Origin of the sequence: Alteromonas sp. CNT1-28, assembly GCF_022348345.1 — a bacterium.
Lineage (GTDB): Bacteria > Pseudomonadota > Gammaproteobacteria > Enterobacterales > Alteromonadaceae > Alteromonas > Alteromonas macleodii.
Map to the genome: position 1 here is coordinate 26,526 of NZ_JAKREZ010000035.1, position 17,694 is coordinate 44,219.

The following is a 17,694-nucleotide window of genomic DNA, read 5'->3' on the forward strand; positions in this document are numbered from 1 at the left end:
TAATGCGTCTACTATTTTTTAAAACGTTGGGCTATATAGGCACGTGTTAAGTATTTACCCTACATTGCTAATGGGTAGGCGATCCAAAACTAACCAATATAGCTACTCCGACCAAGGCAACGGCTGACCATACAATAGTTGCTTTAGTCGCCCGTTCACCAAGTACCCATGCAACCCCTAGCGACATTAATGCGCTTGTAGCAATAAGGGTTTGAACCACGGCCGCTTTCGCATAAGCGAATGCAAACATTTGTAGGTAAATAGCGGCAGTAGTGCCAAGTAACGTGGCTAACACAAAAGCAGGCCATACACGTTTTCCACTGTCGCTTTCATAGTTAATAACGGGCATGTAGCGCGTTTTGGTTATGGCTATAAATGGCACCACAAATACCATACCGCCCACAAGGCGCAAGAACGCAGCGCTGGCAGCGTCAATTTCACCGGCACTTAAAATGTCGCGGCTAACTACGGCACCAACTGCCTGACATAACGCCGCGCCCACACCATACAAATAGCCACTGGTAGCAAATACATGAGTAGTGCTGCGTTTACGTACCTTTATAACCATATCTACCGAAAACAGTACCACTGCAACGCCAACCCACTGCTGCCAGGTAATCCATTCGCCAATAAACGCCATAGCAAAAAGGGCAGTGAATAAAGGCGCAAGGGTTTCGGCGACCAGCACCGCTTGGCTATCGCCAATGCTTTGCAAGGCTTTAAAAAAGCAGGTGTCGCCAATGCCTATACCAATAAGCCCGCTAAGCAATAACCACAAAACAGCATGAGTACTAAGCCCCATTGGCTGAACCACTACTAAAACCACTGCCAAAATGGCAATAGAAATAAGCCCTTTCCAAAAGTTCATGGTAAGCGGCGAAAATGCGTTACCCGTTCCACGGAATAAACGCGCAGCAATTGCCCAACAAAGCGCTGTACCTAGCGCAGCAAAAACACCCATAAATTACCTGTTAAAACTTTGCCCAAAAACGCTGGGGCAAATAAGTAGCTTGCCAAAAAGAGCGGCTATGCTAATGCAAGGTGTGGGCGGGGTAAACTTAAATCACATCAGTAGTTTTTAACTAAATATATTGAAGCCTTAAGCAAACGTAACAGAAGGCTAAAGGCATTCGTGGCATTATGTTGGTGGTAAGATTCGTGAGTAAGTTAAGCGCTGTACTCAATTAAGTGGGCGTTAACCGAAGTTTAAGAATAATAGTGAAGTAAAAGGACGATAAAAGCGTGAGCGTAGAGCAGATGAACTTAACCGGCATTAAAGGTGTAATATTCGATTTAGACGGCACCTTGGTAGAGTCTAGCCTTAACTTCACGCAAATGCGCGCCGACGTAGGCTGCCCACAAAACGAAGATATACTTACCTTTGTAGATGCCCTTAGCTGCGCCGAAGCCAAAGCGAGTGCACACCGCGCTATATTGCAGCACGAACTTGACGATGCGCAAAATGCTAAGTGGTTACCCATTGGCAAAGCCATGGTAGAAAAGGTGCAGGCACACAATTTACCCATGGCAATAGTTACCCGCAACTGCCGCCAAGCCACCGCAATTAAGGTAGCAAATAACAGCATTCCCATCGATTACGTGCTAACCCGCGAAGATGCCCCAGCCAAGCCCGACCCAACCGCATTATTGATGGTGGCGAACACATGGCAGCTTCAACCTGAAGACTGCCTGTATGTAGGCGACTTTATTTATGACCAGCAAGCCGCCGAGAATGCTGGGATGAAGTGGTTTTTGGTTTAGAGATCAATTTTATGCCCTGAAGGTGGAGTCGGTACTTCGGGTAAGATCGTCATCAATTCTTCTTCTACAAAGCATGGGTTTCCGATGCCCGCATATACTTTAGTATACTCTTCTTCTCTTAGCTCTTGCATGTTCATATTTTGTTCGATACTCATAGTTAATTCCTTTTCAATTAATTTCAAATAGCTAAAAAGCGCAGAAAGGTTAACAAGGCTACTGACATATGGATTTGCGATTGAAGACAGAAAAGAGATTCATTAAGCACTTTTTCGTGTTTGGCGCAATATTGATGTTTTTCTGTCTCATTATTTCAAATGATGCTAGAGCTCTTGGCGTTACATTAAATGGTAAAACTAAGTTCGCAGGTATTCCCGCAGGTATCATAAGAGACATCGAAGTAGTTGGTGATGCTGTTTATATTGCATCTGAAAATGGTGTGTTTAAGTACTTGGGAGGACAGTCAGAGAGGGTAAGTTATGATTCGACTCTCAGCACCCGTGGTACGGTTTCTGATCTTTATTTTGATGGGAAAGAAACACTATGGATAGTTGAATTTGGAGTAGGGGTTTACAAGTTTAATGTGGGTACTGGTCTAGCAGAAAGTTTTCATCACGAAAGTAAGTGGCCCAAATATGCATGGAAGATAGGAGTCTTGGAACACTATGTTGTTGTTTCTTTGATAAGCGGCATTATCGTTGTAGACATTGCGACGGGTGAGCTACAAAGTTGGGCATCAAATGTTGGTGTCGGAAACGTAGAAAGAGTCTTATCGCTCTCGGTATCAAAGAGCGGTCTGGTCTTCTTAGCGTCTAAAGACGGATTAGTGATAGTTGATCCTGACAGGAAGGTCAGTGAGTTGATAGCGGTTGACAATTCCTTGACCGCTCTCTCTTCAGTTGACGCAGTCTCAGCGTATGACTCTATAGTTCATATCGGTGGAAAAGAAGGAGTTTATGCTTGGGACATGTCAACTAACGAAAAGCGATTTTATCCGTTCAAAATTCCAAGTTCATCCAGCTCTATTTCAGATGTTTATGTTTCAGAATTAGGTAGGTTATATGTCGCAGCAGGAGGCCTATTCGAAATCAAAGAAGGACGAATAATCAAACCTGACTTTATGTCACCTTTGATAACTTCTGATGGAATAAAAAGCATTGTAAAAATTGCAGAATTACCGTCGGGAGAATTATTAATAGCGTCTTCTCAGCTAGGGCTTGTTTCTATTTCTCACTCACATGAAGCTATAAATCTTGTCCATCAAAATGGCCAGGTCTTTAGAAAGAACATTAAATCATTTGGCACCAGCAGTGATTTTGGGTATGCCGTAGGCACAAAAGATCAAGGCTTTCTCATTGATTTGAAAACAGGGGAGGTAAAGCCATTTAGTTTTTGGGAGAATAATAGTTGTATTGATGAATTGTTGAACGAAATTAGTGCGGAATTTACAAATACAGTTTCTGGCTACGACTTCTGCAGTTCTGAGTATTCACACATCACTAGTAACTCTGTTTCCCATTCTTATGTATACCATGACTCTGGGGAGAATGCGTTTTATAACATTATTGATAGAGGTGTGATAGTCGATAAAATACCTGCCCCTCAAAACATGATCACTTCGGTTTTGACTGCCTCTGGTGAAATCGCAGGATTCGATACCAATAGTTATTTTCATATCCAAATGTCCAAATTTAACTGGAAGTCAATTTCTCCTGATGAAGGCAATTGGGTTGGACTGACTTGCTTAATTGAACTGGAGAACACTTTCTTACTCTGTACTTCAGGGCAGGGAATAAAATCTATCAACAAGCGTACAGGAGAGATAGCTTCATCTAGTCTACTCGAAGATACAGGTGCAAGATTTATTAGGGGAGCTCTGTTAAGCACAAATGATAACTTATGGTTCTTATCAAACATGGGGCTCTTTGTTGTAACGTCAGACGGTAACTTAATTTCTTTTAATGAAAATGATGGGATATTTGATACTGACTTTGAATACCGTGGAATACAAGAACTGGGAGATCGCATAATTGTCCTCGGTGACAAGTACTCATATGTAATCTCTGAGAAGAAAGCCATTCTGGCTATGAAGGCCAAAGAAAATATTAAGAGTAGAGTTGTTTTTACCCGTATCGACTGGGCTGCTAAAGATTCGAAATCTCATAAGATGCTTCAAACAACTGGGGGTCTCTCTAACCCAATAATGCTAGAAAGTGATTTTGATGCATTTGCAGTGGACTTTAGAACTAACAGTTTTTCAGAGAATGAAACTCAAAAACTAGAGTACAGAATTCTAGGAATAGACGATGAGTGGAGCGTGCATCCTCAATCACAAGCCTTTCTCACATTGTCGGATCTTAGGTCTGGAAGCTATGAGTTTCAAGCGAGGGTGATGGGAGTTGGAAACCCTATATCTACATTAGTGTTTGAAGTAAAGCCACCGATATACTTTCAAAGGTTTGCTTTTTGGATTTATCTCACTATTACTTTAAGTCTCATTATCGCATACAAGCTCAATTATCTGAGCAAGGTATGGGGCTACTTTAAAACTACTAAACTCTACAACCATCTTACCCGCTACGAAATAACCGACGGGCACTCTAAATTTGAAAAGATGCTTCGCAGCAAAGAACGCTTCATTAACGAAATCACTCACGAACTTCGCACCCCAATTCAGCTCATCAATGGATCGTTAGAAGGCATATCCAAAACAGCTCATGCAGCGAGCAAAGAACTGATATGTGTTCAGGACAATATGAAAAGGGTCGAACAGTTGATTAATCAAATGAGTCAAGATGTCCCTAAAGCCTTGGCTGCTGCCGACTACTACAGATCCTACTCGCCAGACAACATAAAATTCATCGTCCTATCGCTAGAGCCATTAGCCAAGCAGAAGCGGCAGAATTTAGAATTACGTATTAAAGGGAAAAAAGAAATATCGCTCATTAACGACAGCTTAGAGAAAATCCTGGCAAATCTAATTCAAAATGCAATTAAGTTCACACCAGAACTTGGCACAATAAAAGTAGCCGCTATACAAGATAGTAAAGTGCTTAAAGTTATCGTTAGTGATGACGGAGAAGGAATTGATGAGCACTTTCACAAAAAAGTATTCGAGCGATTCACTAAAGGGAGCAGTGAGCATGAAGGTCATGGTGTTGGCTTAGCAATGGTGAAAACCTTAGTTGAACTGAACCAGGGCGACATTGCGTTAGAGAGTCAAAAAGGCATTGGAACTAAAGTTACCGTAACGTTACCCATTGATGACATTGAGTATGTAAATTCGCATGCTGAAAAATTGTCACCCGCAAATGCCAAATCGAACAAGAAATCACTATTAATAGTTGATGACAGCAGAGAGTTCCGCTCTTATCTATTTGATTTGTTTTCTAGCAAATATCGCTGTTTAGTTGCGCGAAATGGTGTGCAGGCGTTAGACGTTATGCAGCATTACCTTGTCGATCTAGTTATCACAGATCAAATGATGCACGAAATGGACGGGCTGAGTTTAATAAGAGAAATTCGCGGTAATGTAAGCTATGCCAGTATTCCCATATTGATGTTAACTGCGGAAACCGGAACTGAATTAGAAAAATCAGCGCTAGAAGAAAAAGTGGACTACTTTTTGGCAAAACCTGTATCAAAAGAGGAAATTACTCTTAGGGTTGAGCATTTATTGTCGGTTAGAGAGGCAAAAGAGCGCGAGGAAGAGGAAAGCGAAGAGCCTGCATTTAAATTTGGATGCCTGAAAATCCCCGAGTTTGATAACGAAAAGGATATGGCGTTCTTTTTGAACTTTATCGCAGTATTGGAAAAGAACTACCACAATGAATCATTCAATAGAGACCAAGCTGCCTCGCAGTTATTGATAAGTCCTAGAAGTTTGAACCGAAGAATGTCAGAGTTGTTTGAATACAACTTCAGCGAGTTTCTTTCACGCTTCAGAATCGAAAAGTCTATTCCGTTACTGTTAGAGGGAAATAGCATTCTAGATACCTGCCTAGACGTTGGCTTCGGCACCGCAGCTTATTTTTCGACGTCCTTTAAAAAGGTTATGAGCTTACCACCCAAAAAGTTTGTGGAGCAATACAATAAAACAGTAGCGTAAAGGTAGTATCTAAAAGAACTAAATATACCTACGTCTCTCCGCCAAAAAGCCTATCAATAGAAACGATGCCACATAGCCTGCACCTTGGTACTGCCAAGGCAAGTAGGCTAGGGTGTGTTTTAAAAAAGGTGCGCCGTACAAGGTTAGTGCGCCATAGCCAAAGGCACACAGCACTACAAACAAACTAACGCGAATGGTGAAATGGTAAGGTGCCAGTATGCGTTTTACATGGCCGTTAATCAGGTCGCCGTACACCACTAGAATAGTGGCCATAAGCATAATGCTCATTTCGGTGTAATAGGGGCTTAGGGCGCGAGAAAGGGCACTGAAAAGTTCACTCATAAAATTACTACTATTATGACGTTTTTACTGTGTGCCCATTATAACCACGGTAAGGTCAAAAGCGTTAGCTAACGCCCTTATTAAGTGCGCTTACTGCTTTAAAGCCTTGCTCAATAGTGGCAATGCGGTCGGTGGTCTGATCGCGCTCTACAAATTTATGTTCAATACCGGCTAATTTGCCGTGCGCGAATATCTCTTTAAAGTTAATGGTGCCTGTGCCCACATCAGCAAAACTGCCGTCTTCAGCCAAATCTTTTACATGCCAAAGTTTAAAGCGGCCTGGGTACTGCTTAAAGTAATCAATGGGATTTTTACCTGCTTTTACCGTCCAGTATAAATCCAGTTCCATGGCAACAAGGTCTGGGTCGGTCTGAGTTATAAGCACGTCTAATGGTGTCTTACCGTCGCGTACTTCAAATTCAAAATCGTGGTTGTGGTAGGCAAGAGTAATACCTTCCTTCTTACACGCTTCGCCAATGGTATTTAGCTTATCGGCAAGGGCTTGGTATGGCGCAATGCCTGTACCACGCTGGGCTTCGCTAAGCCAAGGAACTACCAAGTACTTGTGACCAACGGTTTGTGCGTCATCTAAAATTTGTGACAGGTTAGTATCGAACGCGTCTAACTGAATATGAGCCGAAGGCGCAGTTAGGCCATTGTCATCAAGCAGTTGCTTAATTTCCTTTGCGCTATGGTCAAAGTAGCCTGCAAATTCCATTTCCGAATAACCAACATCTGCAACCAGTTTAAGCGTAGCCGGCACACTTACTTTCATAATATCTCTAAGCGTGTAAAGCTGCAGACCAACAGCACTTTTGTGCATGCCCTTCATCATAGCTCCTTTATCACTGCCATGCCCCTGAACCGAACTAGTACGTGCCAAAACAGCAGGAGCGCTTATAGCCGCCAGTAAACCAGATGAATATTTAATGAACTGTCGTCTTGAAACGCCAGAGCCAATATTACTGGCCGCGTCTAAAATTGCTGTCTTACTTAAGTTTGTTTTACTTAAATTCACTGCTTGCTCCTTTTCTGTAGTGGTACATAGGTGATGACGCATCGCTATCATCAATTAACCCAAAGCTTTGCCCGTGCTCTCACGCACAATAAGTTCAAACGGCATAATAACTTTGGGGGCCTTGCGAATTTTTCCGTTAAGAAGGTCCACCAGTAGCGTAACCGCCGTTCTACCAAATTCTTCTGCAGGTTGAGCAATAGTGGTTAGCGGTGGATCCACAAATGCTGAAAACGCAATGTCATCGAAACCTGCCACCGATATGTCATTAGGAACATGTAGGTTGGCTTGCTTGAAGGCTTGCATGGCACCAATAGCCGTTTCGTCGTTCTCACAAAATACGGCGGTGGGTCTACTTTCAAGGTGACTAATGGTTTCCCCTGCGTTGTATCCGGCCTGTAATGTAAAATCCCCCGGGAACAACAAGCTCTCATCAAAGGCAATATTGGCTTGCGCTAATGCGTCTTTATATCCAACCAAGCGTTCTTGGGTAAGCGGACTTGAATTAGGTCCTTTGATCATGGCTATACGGGTATGGCCTAATGAAATTAAGTGCTCGGTCATTGCTTTGGCTGCAGCACGGTTGTCTAACGACACAACAGGATATTGGCCATCGTCAATCACCTCACAGGCATTCACCATGGGAAGTAGGCCATTGTCGTTGATCATCGTGGCATCAAATGGGTTGTGCGCACGTAACTGTATAAGCCCATCAGCCTGAGAAGTACTTACCATCTTGGCGTAATGGCTTTCTATTTCACTATTACCAAGCGTATTGGCAAGTAAAATGGAATAGCCCAGTTCGGCTGCCGCTTCCTGCATACCGCTAATAACACGGGCAAAAAATACGTTCGCTACCGTAGGCACCAGTACCACTAAATTGTGCGTTTTTCCCGAACGAAACTTAACTGCCATTAAGTTAGGTTTATATCCAACTGCCTGAACAGCGGCCATCACCTTATTGCGCGTTTTAGGAGAAACACGCTCAGGTTGTTGCAATGTTCTTGATACGGTAGCGACCGACACGCCGGCACTATCTGCTACATCTCTAATATTTGCCATTTACGTTATTGTTGTTTGTTAATTCACTCGCGCATTGTAAACCTAACCCAGTAGAGGTGTGGTCTATACGATGGTAGCGAATTCAAAATTTACGTGAAATTAATATGTAACCGTTTTCATTTTAAGCAAAAGAATACGCACTTTCATTAAAACGTCAAAGGTTATTTGTAGGATTTATGTAAATTTGAGCTAGTGTTATGTTCAAATTTGGTGCAGGAATAAGCGGTTAAAGGTAGTAAAGCCCCGGTATTACCTCGCCATTTGTAAACTTTAGATTAACAAAATGCTGTTTTTTGTATTGACCATTAAAATGTAACGGGTTACATTTTGTGGCATTAGTAACACCAATAGTGCGTTTGCACACAGAGGAATTTCAATGCAACCAATTCGAATGGGAATGATCGGAGGCGGGGAAGGCGCGTTTATCGGTGCCGTGCATCGTCATGCCGCAGGGTTAGATGGGAACTACCAGTTGGTGTGCGGCGCATTTAGCCGCAACGAAGAAAATAATACGCGTACTGCTTCTGCATTGAACGTATCAACATCGCGTACATACGACAGCTGGCAGTCAATGTTAGAAGAAGAAGCCAAATTACCTGAACAGCAGCGCATGCAGGTTGTGGTTATCGTAACGCCTAATCATCTTCACGTACCTATTTCACTTGCCGCAATTAAGGCGGGCTTTCATGTTTTCTGTGAAAAACCAGCAGGCGTTAGCTTTGCAGAAGTAAAAGAGCTTCAAGATGTTATTCACGCCAGTGAATCGCTATACGGCTTGGCTCATACCTACCTTGGTTATCCTATGGTTTGGCAAGCACGTCATCTCGTTGAAAGCGGTAAGCTGGGCAAAATTCGAAAAGTGTATGTTGAGTATCCGCAAGGCTGGTTGTCTGGCGAAGAAGAAACGCACAATAAGCAAGCGCAGTGGCGTACCGATCCAGCAATTTCTGGCGCAACGGGCGCAATGGGCGACATCGGCACTCATGCCTTTGGACTTGTTGAGTTTGTATTAAACGACAGTGTTACCTCGTTATGCGGCGAGTTAAACACGCATGTTGAAGGACGTCGTTTAGATGACGACGGCGCCGCGCTTATTAAAACTAAGAAGGGCGCGTCGGGCGTGTTGATTGCTTCACAGGTTTGTGCTGGTGAAGAAAACGCGTTGAAGATCCGCGTCTACGGTGACAAGGGCGGTTTAGAGTGGCGTCAAATGGAGCCAAACTCCGTTATCTATCGCCCTGTTGATGCCCCTTATCAAGTGTTTAGAGCCGGCCAAGGTCAAGTTGGGTTATGTGATGCTGCATCTGCACGTTGCCGTGTTCCAGCTGGCCACCCAGAGGGCTACTTAGAAGCAATGGCAAACTTGTATACCGATTTTGCTAAAGCGGTACGCGCGAATCAAAAAGGCAAAGCTGATGGCGTTCCAGGAATAAATTCAGGCATACGCGGAATGGTATTTATAGATGCCATGCTTGCCAGTACTGACAGCGACACCAAATGGGAGTCGGTCAGTCAGGAAGGAACGCAGTAATGCAATTAAAACATACAATGAAAAAGGTGAGCGCTTATGGCTACTAATCAACAACCTATAAAAGGGCCGGCTATCTTCCTTGCTCAGTTCATGGGAAAAGAAGCGCCGTTCGATACGCTCGAAAATATGGCGAAGTGGGCAGCGTCGCTTGGTTACAAGGGAATACAGGTACCTACTGATCCTAGTCTGTTTGATTTAGAAAAAGCAGCCGAGAGCCAAGAGTACTGCGACAACATCGCTAAAATTTGTAAAGACGCAGGCGTAGAAATCACTGAGCTTTCGACGCACTTACAAGGTCAGCTAGTGGCGGTTCACCCCGCTTACGACGAGTTATTCGATAACTTTGCGCCGGCACACTTACACGGCAAGCCACAAGAGCGAACCGAATGGGCAATTAATCAGCTCAAATGTGCGGCTATTGCCAGTAAGCGCTTGGGATTGAAAGCTCACGCTACCTTTTCTGGTGCATTAATGTGGCACTTGGTTTACCCGTGGCCTCAGCGTCCTGCTGGCTTGGTCGAACAAGGCTTTGCTGAACTAGCCAAGCGTTGGAAACCCATTCTCGATGCATTCGACGATGCGGGTGTTGACGTATGCTACGAAATTCACCCTGGGGAAGACCTGCACGATGGTGCTTCGTTCGAACAGTTTTTAAAAGCTGTAGATAACCACCCACGAGCAAATATTCTTTTCGATCCAAGTCACTTTGTTTTACAGCAGCTTGACTACCTTGACTTTATTGACCGCTACCACAGCCGGATCAAAATGTTTCACGTCAAAGATGCCGAGTTCAATCCGAACGGTAGAAACGGTGTGTACGGCGGCTATCAAGACTGGCAAGACCGCGCGGGACGTTTTCGTTCCCTTGGCGACGGCCAGGTCGACTTCAAAGGTATTTTCAGCAAGCTTACCCAGTATGGCTTCACAGGTTGGGCGGTACTAGAGTGGGAATGCTGCTTAAAAGACAGTGCGCAAGGTGCAGCAGAGGGCGCACCGTTTATCGCTTCACACATTATCGAGCCAAGCAAATATGCGTTTGACGACTTTGCTGGTGGAGACGTAAGCGAAGCGAAGAATAATCGTATTTTAGGCCTTGAGCGCTAAGCGCCATCAATAGGATAACAATAACTATGATAACCCTACGCCTTAGTTTGATGATGTTCCTTCAGTTCTTCATTTGGGGAGGCTGGTTTGTAACATTAGGCACGTATCTATCGAATACCCTGTCTGCCAATGGTGGGCAAATCGGTATGGCTTTCTCAACCCAGAGTTGGGGCGCCATCATTGCCCCCTTTATTGTGGGCCTTATTGCTGACCGATTCTTTAATGCAGAAAAGATCCTCGGCTTATTACATATTGTTGGCGCCGTGCTTATGTACTTTATGTACCAAGCGAATGATTTCGCCAGCTTTTACCCTTATGTGTTGGCATACATGATTGCATACATGCCCACGCTTGCTTTGGTTAACTCAGTGTCATTCGGACAAATGGTCGACCCGTCAAAAGAGTTCGGAAAAGTTCGTGTGTGGGGCACTATCGGCTGGATTGTGGCAGGCCTTATGATTAGCTATGTCTTCTCATGGGATTCTGCACAGTCTATTGCCGATGGTATGCTCAAAAACACGTTCTTATTGTGCAGCGTTGCCTCGCTAATGTTGGGCGTATTCAGTTTTACACTGCCAAACACGCCACCTCAATCTAGCGGTAAAGCGGTAACTATTCGCGACATTCTTGGCTTGGACGCGTTGGCACTGTTAAAAGACAAAAACTTCTTTGTATTTTTTCTTTCATCTGTATTTATTTGTATTCCACTGGCGTTTTACTATCAGAATGCAAACCCTTTCCTTACTGAAATAGGCGTTGAAAATGCAACGGGCAAAATGACACTAGGTCAAGTTTCCGAAGTATTGTTTATGTTGGCCCTGCCGGTATTTTTGAACCGTTTCGGCATTAAAGCCACGTTAGTGATAGGTATGGCGGCGTGGGTAGTACGTTATGCACTGTTCGCATTCGGAAACGCTGACGAAGGTTTGTTCATGCTTATTGTTGGTATTGCACTGCACGGTATTTGTTACGACTTCTTCTTTGTATCAGGGCAAATCTATACCAATGCAAAGGCGGGAGAAAACGTAAAAAGTGCAGCGCAAGGGTTAATTACCTTAGCGACATATGGCGTAGGTATGCTGGTGGGCTTTGCAGTGGCAGGCGCAATTACCGACACCTACACGATGGAAACCGGTGCGCACAGTTGGCAGCAGGTCTGGTTATTCCCAGCAGGGTTTGCCGCTGTTGTGTTAGTGCTATTCGCCATTCTGTTCAGAAAGGAAAAGGTGAACGCAGATGCATAACATTACCCGCAGAAAATTACTTCAAAGTATGGCTATGACAGGGGCAGGCATTGCCGGAACAGGGTTAGCAGCAGCTGGTTTAGCCACTGCGATGCCTGCTGTAGCGAGTACAAGCGGCACGAAAGGTAGCAACACCAGGAATACGCCGCTTAAAGGAAATGTAAACCATTCGGTAAGCCGATGGACCTACGGCGATTTAAGCATTGAAGAGTTGTGCCAAACCGTTAAGCAATTAGGATTTGGAGCCATTGACTTGGTAGGCCCTGAAGATTGGCCTGTGCTAAAGCAGTACGGCATCGACTCTTCTATGTGTAACGGCGCCGAGATAAGTCTTGAAGACGGCTTCATTCACAGTGAGCTCCACGACGAACTAGAAGCGCGTTATATAAAGCACATCGATTTGGTCGCTGATGCAGGTTATACAAACCTTATCTGCTTTAGCGGCAATGCCCGAGGCATGTCACGAGAAGATGGACTGGAAAATGCGGTTAAAGGGTTAAAACGCATTTTACCTCATGCTGAAAAACGCAACGTAGTGATTTTCATGGAGCTGTTTAACAGCAAAGTCGACCACCCTGATTACATGGCCGACAATTCTGCATGGGCGATAGAACTTTGCAAACGCCTAGGTTCTAAGCACTTCTCACTGCTTTACGATATCTACCACATGCAAATTAATGAGGGAGATATCATCCGAACTATTCGAGATAACTATCAGTACTTTGGCCATTACCATACGGCCGGCGTACCTGGGCGTCACGAAATAGATGCTTCACAAGAACTCAATTACGAAGCAATTGCTAAAGCCATTGTCGAGACCGGATTTAAAGGCTACTTAGCACAAGAGTTTATACCCACACCGAAAACCAAAGCCAACAGAATAGCGTCGCTACAACAAGCGATCCATATCTGTGATGTGTAACGTGCGAACAGGCACAGCGACGAATTAAGTTTTAAGGACGTGTTATGGCGAGTAACGAATATGATGCAATAGTTATTGGATCTGGTATCAGTGGCGGTTGGGCTGCTAAGGAGCTAACTGAGAAGGGCCTAAAAGTGCTCATGTTAGAACGTGGCCAAAATATCGAGCACATTAAAGATTATAAAAATGCGCACAAAGAAGATTGGGATTTCCCTCACCGAGACTTGCCTACTCAAGCAATGAAAGTGGATTATCCCGTGCTCAAGCGCGACTACCCGCTAAATGAAAAAACGTACGGTATGTGGGCAAATGAAAAAGAAAACCCTTATACCGAAGACAAGCGCTTCGACTGGTACAGAGGTTACCACGTAGGTGGACGCTCACTGTTGTGGGGACGCCAAAGCTACCGTTTGAACAAAGAAGATTTCGAAGCCAATGCTAAAGAAGGCATTGCAGTCGACTGGCCTATTCGCTACGACGATTTGGCACCATGGTATGACTACGTAGAAAAATTCGCGGGTATCAGTGGTAATCGCGATGGCTTAGATGTATTGCCTGATGGTATATACCAGCCACCAATGCCAATGAACATTGTAGAGGAAAGTGTTGCGGCGCGGGTGAAAAAGGCCTATGAAGGCGCGCGGCACATGGTGCATGGCCGCACTTCAAACATGACACAAAGCAAGCCCGAAGAAGGACGTGTTCATTGCCAATACCGCAATAAGTGCTGGTTGGGTTGTCCTTTCGGTGGCTACTTCAGTACACAAGCATCTACGCTTCCAGCTGCGGTTAAAACAGGTAACTTAACCCTTCGACCTTTTTCGATAGTAAAAGAGATCTTGTTCGACAAAGACAAGAAACGCGCGACTGGCGTTGAAATTATCGATGCTGAAACCAACGAGACCTATGTATTTAAAAGCAAGATCATCTTTGTAAATGCGTCAGCACTTAACTCGGCGTGGGTACTGATGAATTCTGCCACAGACGTATGGGACGGTGGCTTAGGAAGCAGCAGCGGCGAGCTGGGTCACAACGTTATGGATCACCACTTTAGAGTAGGTGCCTCGGCAGACGTAGAAGGCTTTGACGACAAATATACCTACGGTCGCAGACCGAGTGGCTTCTATGTGCCAAGGTTTAGAAACTGGGGAAGTGATAAGCGAGATTACTTGCGTGGATTTGGTTATCAAGGCGGCGCAAGCCGTTCAGGTTGGAGCAAAGACATAGCTGAACTTGGTATAGGTGCTGGGCTTAAAGATGCGATAACCGAGCCAGGTCCTTGGACAATAGGCATGACAGCCTTCGGTGAAATTCTTCCGTATCACGAAAACAAAGTGTACTTGAATAAAAAAGTCACCGACAAATGGGGCTTACCAGTACTCGCAATGGATGTAGAGATTAAAGAAAACGAGCTTAAGATGCGTAAAGACATGCAGCAAGACGCTATTGAGATGTTTGAAGCGGCTGGCCTTAAAAATGTTCAAGGTTGGGATGCAGACTACGCACCTGGTATGGGCATTCATGAAATGGGTACGGCGCGTATGGGAAGAGATCCTAAAAGCTCTGTGCTTAACGCGCATAACCAAGTATGGGATGCACCGAACGTATTTGTGACCGATGGTGCGGCAATGACATCGGCCAGCTGTGTTAACCCTTCACTGACCTATATGGCATTAACGGCAAGAGCCGCAGACTTTGCCGTAGAAGAGTTAAAGCGAGGAAATCTATAATGGAACGCAGAGAACTACTTAAACTCATAGCAACTGCTACAGGCACAGCATTGTTCGCAGGTAATGTACTTGCCTACACAGATGTGCCCGCTGTACCGCTTAGCGACACATTATTTAATGAAAAAGATGTGGCCTTGCTGAATGAAATGGGTGAGGTGATCATTCCTCAAACTGACACGCCTGGAGCTAAAGCGGCCAACGTTGGCGCGACAATGGCTGTGTTGATAACCGATTGCTACACACCTTTACTTCAAAAGACCTTTCTTGATGGAATTAAGAAAATATCTTCGTTAAGTCAAAGTCGTTTCAACAAGCAATTTGTTCAGCTTACCAAGCAAGAACGAGAGGCTTTATTTAACGACCTGGATGTAGAAGCGAAAGCGGCGAATCTTGCTAACGGTGTTTATCAAGGTGTTGAAACAGGAAAGCCAAGTCAGTGGGAGCCAGGCACCGATGAGCCAACCCCTCACTACTTTACGTTATTAAAACAGCTAACACTTTATTGCTTTTTCACGTCTCAAGTTGGCGCGACTAAAGTACTTCGATATGTGGCTATTCCTGGACGTTACGACGGTGCATTCCCTTATAAAAAGGGCGACAAAGCGTGGGCAACCTAAGCCTGCGCTATCGAGCTGCCAAACACAACACAGTTATATAACGGATAAAACAAGGTACAGACACTATGAATAAAACATTCGTCGCTTCAACAGTGGCTTTGCTTATGCCACTTTCTGCATGCGCAACGACAGATGCAGATACTGAAAAAAGCGAATCGCGGTTAACCCGCGAACAACAGGCCGCTAAAACGGAAGTTTGGGAACCTGTTCCTGAAGTGGTTTCTTTTGATAAGGCAGGCGTGCCCTCTGATGCCATCTCTTTAATTGGTGATGACCTATCTAACTGGACTTCAGTAAAGGAAGGTGATGCTAAGTGGACGCTGGAAAACGGTGTTCTAACAGTGAAGCCGGGAACAGGCGATATCAAAACGAAAGCAGAGTTCTGTGATGTTCAGTTGCACGTAGAGTGGAAAGCGCCACAGCCAGAAGCAGATATGGAAGGACAACAGCGCAATAACAGTGGTATCTTCCTGCAGCAGCGATATGAAATTCAAGTCTTAGACTCATATCAGAATAAGACCTATCCCAATGGACAAGCGGCAAGCGTATATAAGCAAACTATTCCTTTAGTTAACGCTATGAAGGCGCCTGGCGAATGGCAAACTTACGACATCATATATAAAGCGCCTACCTTTAACGGTGAAGCGCTAGCAACGAAAGGTTATGTTACGGTAATACATAACGGCGTAGTGGTTCAGAATCATACTGAAATTCAAGGGACAACAGAATGGATCGGTGCACCTAAGTACAAAGCTCACGGATGCGCGCCGCTTCAATTGCAAGATCACGGCAATTTAGTAAGCTTTAAAAATATGTGGGTAAGACCACTTTAAAAAGCAAGCCGATAGATATCTTCAATCTCTTCAATACTCAATTGCTTGGGGTTGTTGCGAAGAAGGCGAGTTACTTTACTCGCCTCTTCTGCTAATTCACCTACACAAGAAGGCGGAATATTAAAGTGGGTGAGTGAAGCGGGAATGCCTACGTCGCGACACAGTTTTTCTATAGCAACTAATAACAGTTTAATTGCTTCCTCTTTTGAGTGGTGGCGCTCACATACCTTTAAAAGCTTAGCCACACAATAAAGTTTGTCTTGGCAGAACGGCGCATTTACTTTCAATACATGAGGTAGCATTACCGCGTTACTCATGCCATGTGACAGATGAAACCGTCCCCCTAGTGGATAAGCTAAGGCATGTACTGCCCCCACGCCCGCGTTTCCAAACGCAAGACCGGCCATTAAACTGCCGGTGGCCATATCTTCACGTGCTGCTAAGTTCTCACCATTGTTATAAGCGTGAAGTAATGAATTGAAGATAAGCTTGAGTGCTTTCTCTGCCAGAGCGTCGGTTATCGGACTAGCATTTACACTTATATAGGCTTCAAGCGCGTGAACGAATGCGTCTATACCGCTTGCTGCTGTAATGGACTGTGGGCATGTTTTTGTCATCTCCGGTGCAACAATCGCAACATCGGGTAGCAGGCAGGGACTAACAATCCCTTTTTTCATCTGTGCTATCGGATCTGACAAAATAGCAATGTTGGTAACTTCTGAACCTGTACCGGCGGTAGTGGGAATAACAATAAGAGGCAAACGACGTTTCGAAAGCGTATTTTCACCGAAGAGTTCACTGAGGGAGCCAGTATGATCGTATGTAGCTGCAAGTACTTTTGCACTATCAATAGCGCTACCTCCACCAAGAGCAATAATTCCGTCTACTTGCTTCTCACGAAGTATCGCTAACTTATCTTCTATGATATTCACTTCAGGCTCAGGTGGAATGTCATCAATAATAAGTAAGGGTGAAGAGGGTAATAGTGTGAGTAGTTGATCAAGAAGACCAGATGAAGAAACGCCCTTGTCAGTAACGATGGCACATTCCTTTATGGATAATCTCGCCATTTCATCCGTGAGGGCTTTAATAGCGCCAAGACCCGTTATGAGTTTTCCAGCGGTTTTAAATTCAGAAACCTTCATGCAAACCCCTCAATAATCCACGTACACGTTCAAATACTGTTCTATTAATTTATAGTACACAGCGTGACTTACCAATTAACTAACCTTATAGATCGTGAAAAGCGCGGTGAATTAGTGGTTTTTATGAACGTATTGCACATTGTTTATGCAGACGATCGAAAAATAAGGATTTTTTTAAAATACTTGTTGACGTGAGCGCTCATTTCCCTAAAATGCGCATCCGCTTCGGGGGAAAAGCAAAACAGCAAGCCTCCTGAAGTAAGTCTCTACTACCTTTATAGGT

General features: G+C 44.4%; 15 protein-coding genes. 9 read left to right on the forward strand and 6 right to left on the reverse strand.

The window, feature by feature from the left end; all coding sequences use genetic code 11:
* Nucleotides 1-67: 67 nt before the first annotated feature.
* Nucleotides 68-961: a DMT family transporter gene (locus tag MHN02_RS17825; protein ID WP_239247560.1), complete on the reverse strand. Its 894-nt coding sequence runs from the start codon at nucleotides 959-961 to the stop codon at nucleotides 68-70.
* 281 nt (nucleotides 962-1,242) lie between these two features.
* Between MHN02_RS17825 and MHN02_RS17830 the strand changes: the two genes are divergently transcribed.
* Entirely contained in the window at nucleotides 1,243-1,761 is a 519-nt protein-coding gene (locus MHN02_RS17830; protein WP_239247561.1) for an HAD-IA family hydrolase, read from the forward strand.
* Here MHN02_RS17830 and MHN02_RS17835 read toward each other — a convergent pair.
* A complete protein-coding gene (locus tag MHN02_RS17835) occupies nucleotides 1,758-1,916 on the reverse strand; it encodes a hypothetical protein (protein ID WP_014978070.1) in 159 nt (52 codons plus the stop codon). The genes MHN02_RS17830 and MHN02_RS17835 overlap by 4 nt on opposite strands.
* Nucleotides 1,917-1,996: 80 nt before the next feature.
* Here MHN02_RS17835 and MHN02_RS17840 point away from each other — a divergent pair, with 80 nt between their 5' ends.
* Complete coding sequence (locus MHN02_RS17840) at nucleotides 1,997-5,866, forward strand: ATP-binding protein (RefSeq protein WP_239247562.1); 3,870 nt, start codon at nucleotides 1,997-1,999, stop codon at nucleotides 5,864-5,866.
* 18 nt (nucleotides 5,867-5,884) lie between these two features.
* On the opposite strand, the gene MHN02_RS17845 is transcribed toward MHN02_RS17840, so the two are convergent.
* From MHN02_RS17845 to MHN02_RS17855, 3 genes are all read right to left on the reverse strand, one after another.
* A complete protein-coding gene (locus tag MHN02_RS17845) occupies nucleotides 5,885-6,208 on the reverse strand; it encodes a DUF3392 family protein (protein WP_014947959.1) in 324 nt (107 codons plus the stop codon).
* A 64-nt stretch (nucleotides 6,209-6,272) separates the two neighbouring features.
* Nucleotides 6,273-7,226 carry a sugar phosphate isomerase/epimerase gene (locus MHN02_RS17850; RefSeq protein ID WP_239247563.1) on the reverse strand — a complete coding sequence of 318 codons (954 nt, stop codon included), beginning with the start codon at nucleotides 7,224-7,226 and terminating at the stop codon, nucleotides 6,273-6,275.
* A 54-nt stretch (nucleotides 7,227-7,280) separates the two neighbouring features.
* Nucleotides 7,281-8,285: a LacI family DNA-binding transcriptional regulator gene (locus tag MHN02_RS17855; RefSeq protein WP_012516940.1), complete on the reverse strand. Its 1,005-nt coding sequence runs from the start codon at nucleotides 8,283-8,285 to the stop codon at nucleotides 7,281-7,283.
* A 376-nt stretch (nucleotides 8,286-8,661) separates the two neighbouring features.
* On the opposite strand from MHN02_RS17855, the gene MHN02_RS17860 reads away from it, so the two are divergent.
* From MHN02_RS17860 to MHN02_RS17890, 7 genes are all read left to right on the forward strand, one after another.
* A complete protein-coding gene (locus MHN02_RS17860; RefSeq protein WP_014978074.1) occupies nucleotides 8,662-9,816 on the forward strand; it encodes a Gfo/Idh/MocA family oxidoreductase in 1,155 nt (384 codons plus the stop codon).
* 36 nt (nucleotides 9,817-9,852) lie between these two features.
* Nucleotides 9,853-10,920, forward strand: coding sequence for a sugar phosphate isomerase/epimerase (locus MHN02_RS17865; protein ID WP_014997052.1), 1,068 nt, complete (start codon nucleotides 9,853-9,855; stop codon nucleotides 10,918-10,920).
* A gap of 26 nt (nucleotides 10,921-10,946) precedes the next feature.
* Nucleotides 10,947-12,164, forward strand: a complete 1,218-nt coding sequence (locus MHN02_RS17870) for a nucleoside permease (RefSeq protein ID WP_239247564.1) — start codon at nucleotides 10,947-10,949, stop codon at nucleotides 12,162-12,164.
* The gene (locus MHN02_RS17875; protein ID WP_239247565.1) at nucleotides 12,157-13,086 is read left to right on the forward strand and encodes a TIM barrel protein; all 930 of its coding nucleotides are present in this window, start codon (nucleotides 12,157-12,159) and stop codon (nucleotides 13,084-13,086) included. Before MHN02_RS17870 ends, MHN02_RS17875 begins: the two co-directional genes overlap by 8 nt.
* 44 nt (nucleotides 13,087-13,130) lie before the next feature.
* Entirely contained in the window at nucleotides 13,131-14,816 is a 1,686-nt protein-coding gene (locus MHN02_RS17880; RefSeq protein ID WP_101563333.1) for a GMC family oxidoreductase, read from the forward strand.
* Nucleotides 14,816-15,433: a gluconate 2-dehydrogenase subunit 3 family protein gene (locus MHN02_RS17885; RefSeq protein WP_039225776.1), complete on the forward strand. Its 618-nt coding sequence runs from the start codon at nucleotides 14,816-14,818 to the stop codon at nucleotides 15,431-15,433. The genes MHN02_RS17880 and MHN02_RS17885 overlap by 1 nt, the downstream gene beginning before the upstream one ends.
* Nucleotides 15,434-15,498: 65 nt before the next feature.
* A complete protein-coding gene (locus MHN02_RS17890; protein WP_239247566.1) occupies nucleotides 15,499-16,266 on the forward strand; it encodes a DUF1080 domain-containing protein in 768 nt (255 codons plus the stop codon).
* Here the strand turns inward: MHN02_RS17890 and MHN02_RS17895 are convergent.
* Complete coding sequence (locus MHN02_RS17895; RefSeq protein ID WP_239247567.1) at nucleotides 16,263-17,411, reverse strand: iron-containing alcohol dehydrogenase; 1,149 nt, start codon at nucleotides 17,409-17,411, stop codon at nucleotides 16,263-16,265. The two genes, MHN02_RS17890 and MHN02_RS17895, sit on opposite strands and share 4 nt — an antisense overlap.
* Nucleotides 17,412-17,694: the final 283 nt, after the last annotated feature.

Excerpts from the sequence above, each read along its gene's own strand:
- MHN02_RS17870 (WP_239247564.1), top strand. The coding sequence starts at position 10,947 with ATGATAACCCTACGCCTTAGTTTGATGATGTTCCTTCAGTTCTTCATT.
- MHN02_RS17885 (WP_039225776.1), top strand. The coding sequence starts at position 14,816 with ATGGAACGCAGAGAACTACTTAAACTCATAGCAACTGCTACAGGCACA.
- MHN02_RS17865 (WP_014997052.1), top strand. The coding sequence starts at position 9,853 with ATGGCTACTAATCAACAACCTATAAAAGGGCCGGCTATCTTCCTTGCT.
- MHN02_RS17860 (WP_014978074.1), top strand. The coding sequence starts at position 8,662 with ATGCAACCAATTCGAATGGGAATGATCGGAGGCGGGGAAGGCGCGTTT.
- MHN02_RS17890 (WP_239247566.1), top strand. The coding sequence starts at position 15,499 with ATGAATAAAACATTCGTCGCTTCAACAGTGGCTTTGCTTATGCCACTT.
- MHN02_RS17875 (WP_239247565.1), top strand. The coding sequence starts at position 12,157 with ATGCATAACATTACCCGCAGAAAATTACTTCAAAGTATGGCTATGACA.
- MHN02_RS17825 (WP_239247560.1), bottom strand. The coding sequence starts at position 961 with ATGGGTGTTTTTGCTGCGCTAGGTACAGCGCTTTGTTGGGCAATTGCT.
- MHN02_RS17855 (WP_012516940.1), bottom strand. The coding sequence starts at position 8,285 with ATGGCAAATATTAGAGATGTAGCAGATAGTGCCGGCGTGTCGGTCGCT.
- MHN02_RS17835 (WP_014978070.1), bottom strand. The coding sequence starts at position 1,916 with ATGAGTATCGAACAAAATATGAACATGCAAGAGCTAAGAGAAGAAGAG.
- MHN02_RS17880 (WP_101563333.1), top strand. The coding sequence starts at position 13,131 with ATGGCGAGTAACGAATATGATGCAATAGTTATTGGATCTGGTATCAGT.
- MHN02_RS17895 (WP_239247567.1), bottom strand. The coding sequence starts at position 17,411 with ATGAAGGTTTCTGAATTTAAAACCGCTGGAAAACTCATAACGGGTCTT.
- MHN02_RS17845 (WP_014947959.1), bottom strand. The coding sequence starts at position 6,208 with ATGAGTGAACTTTTCAGTGCCCTTTCTCGCGCCCTAAGCCCCTATTAC.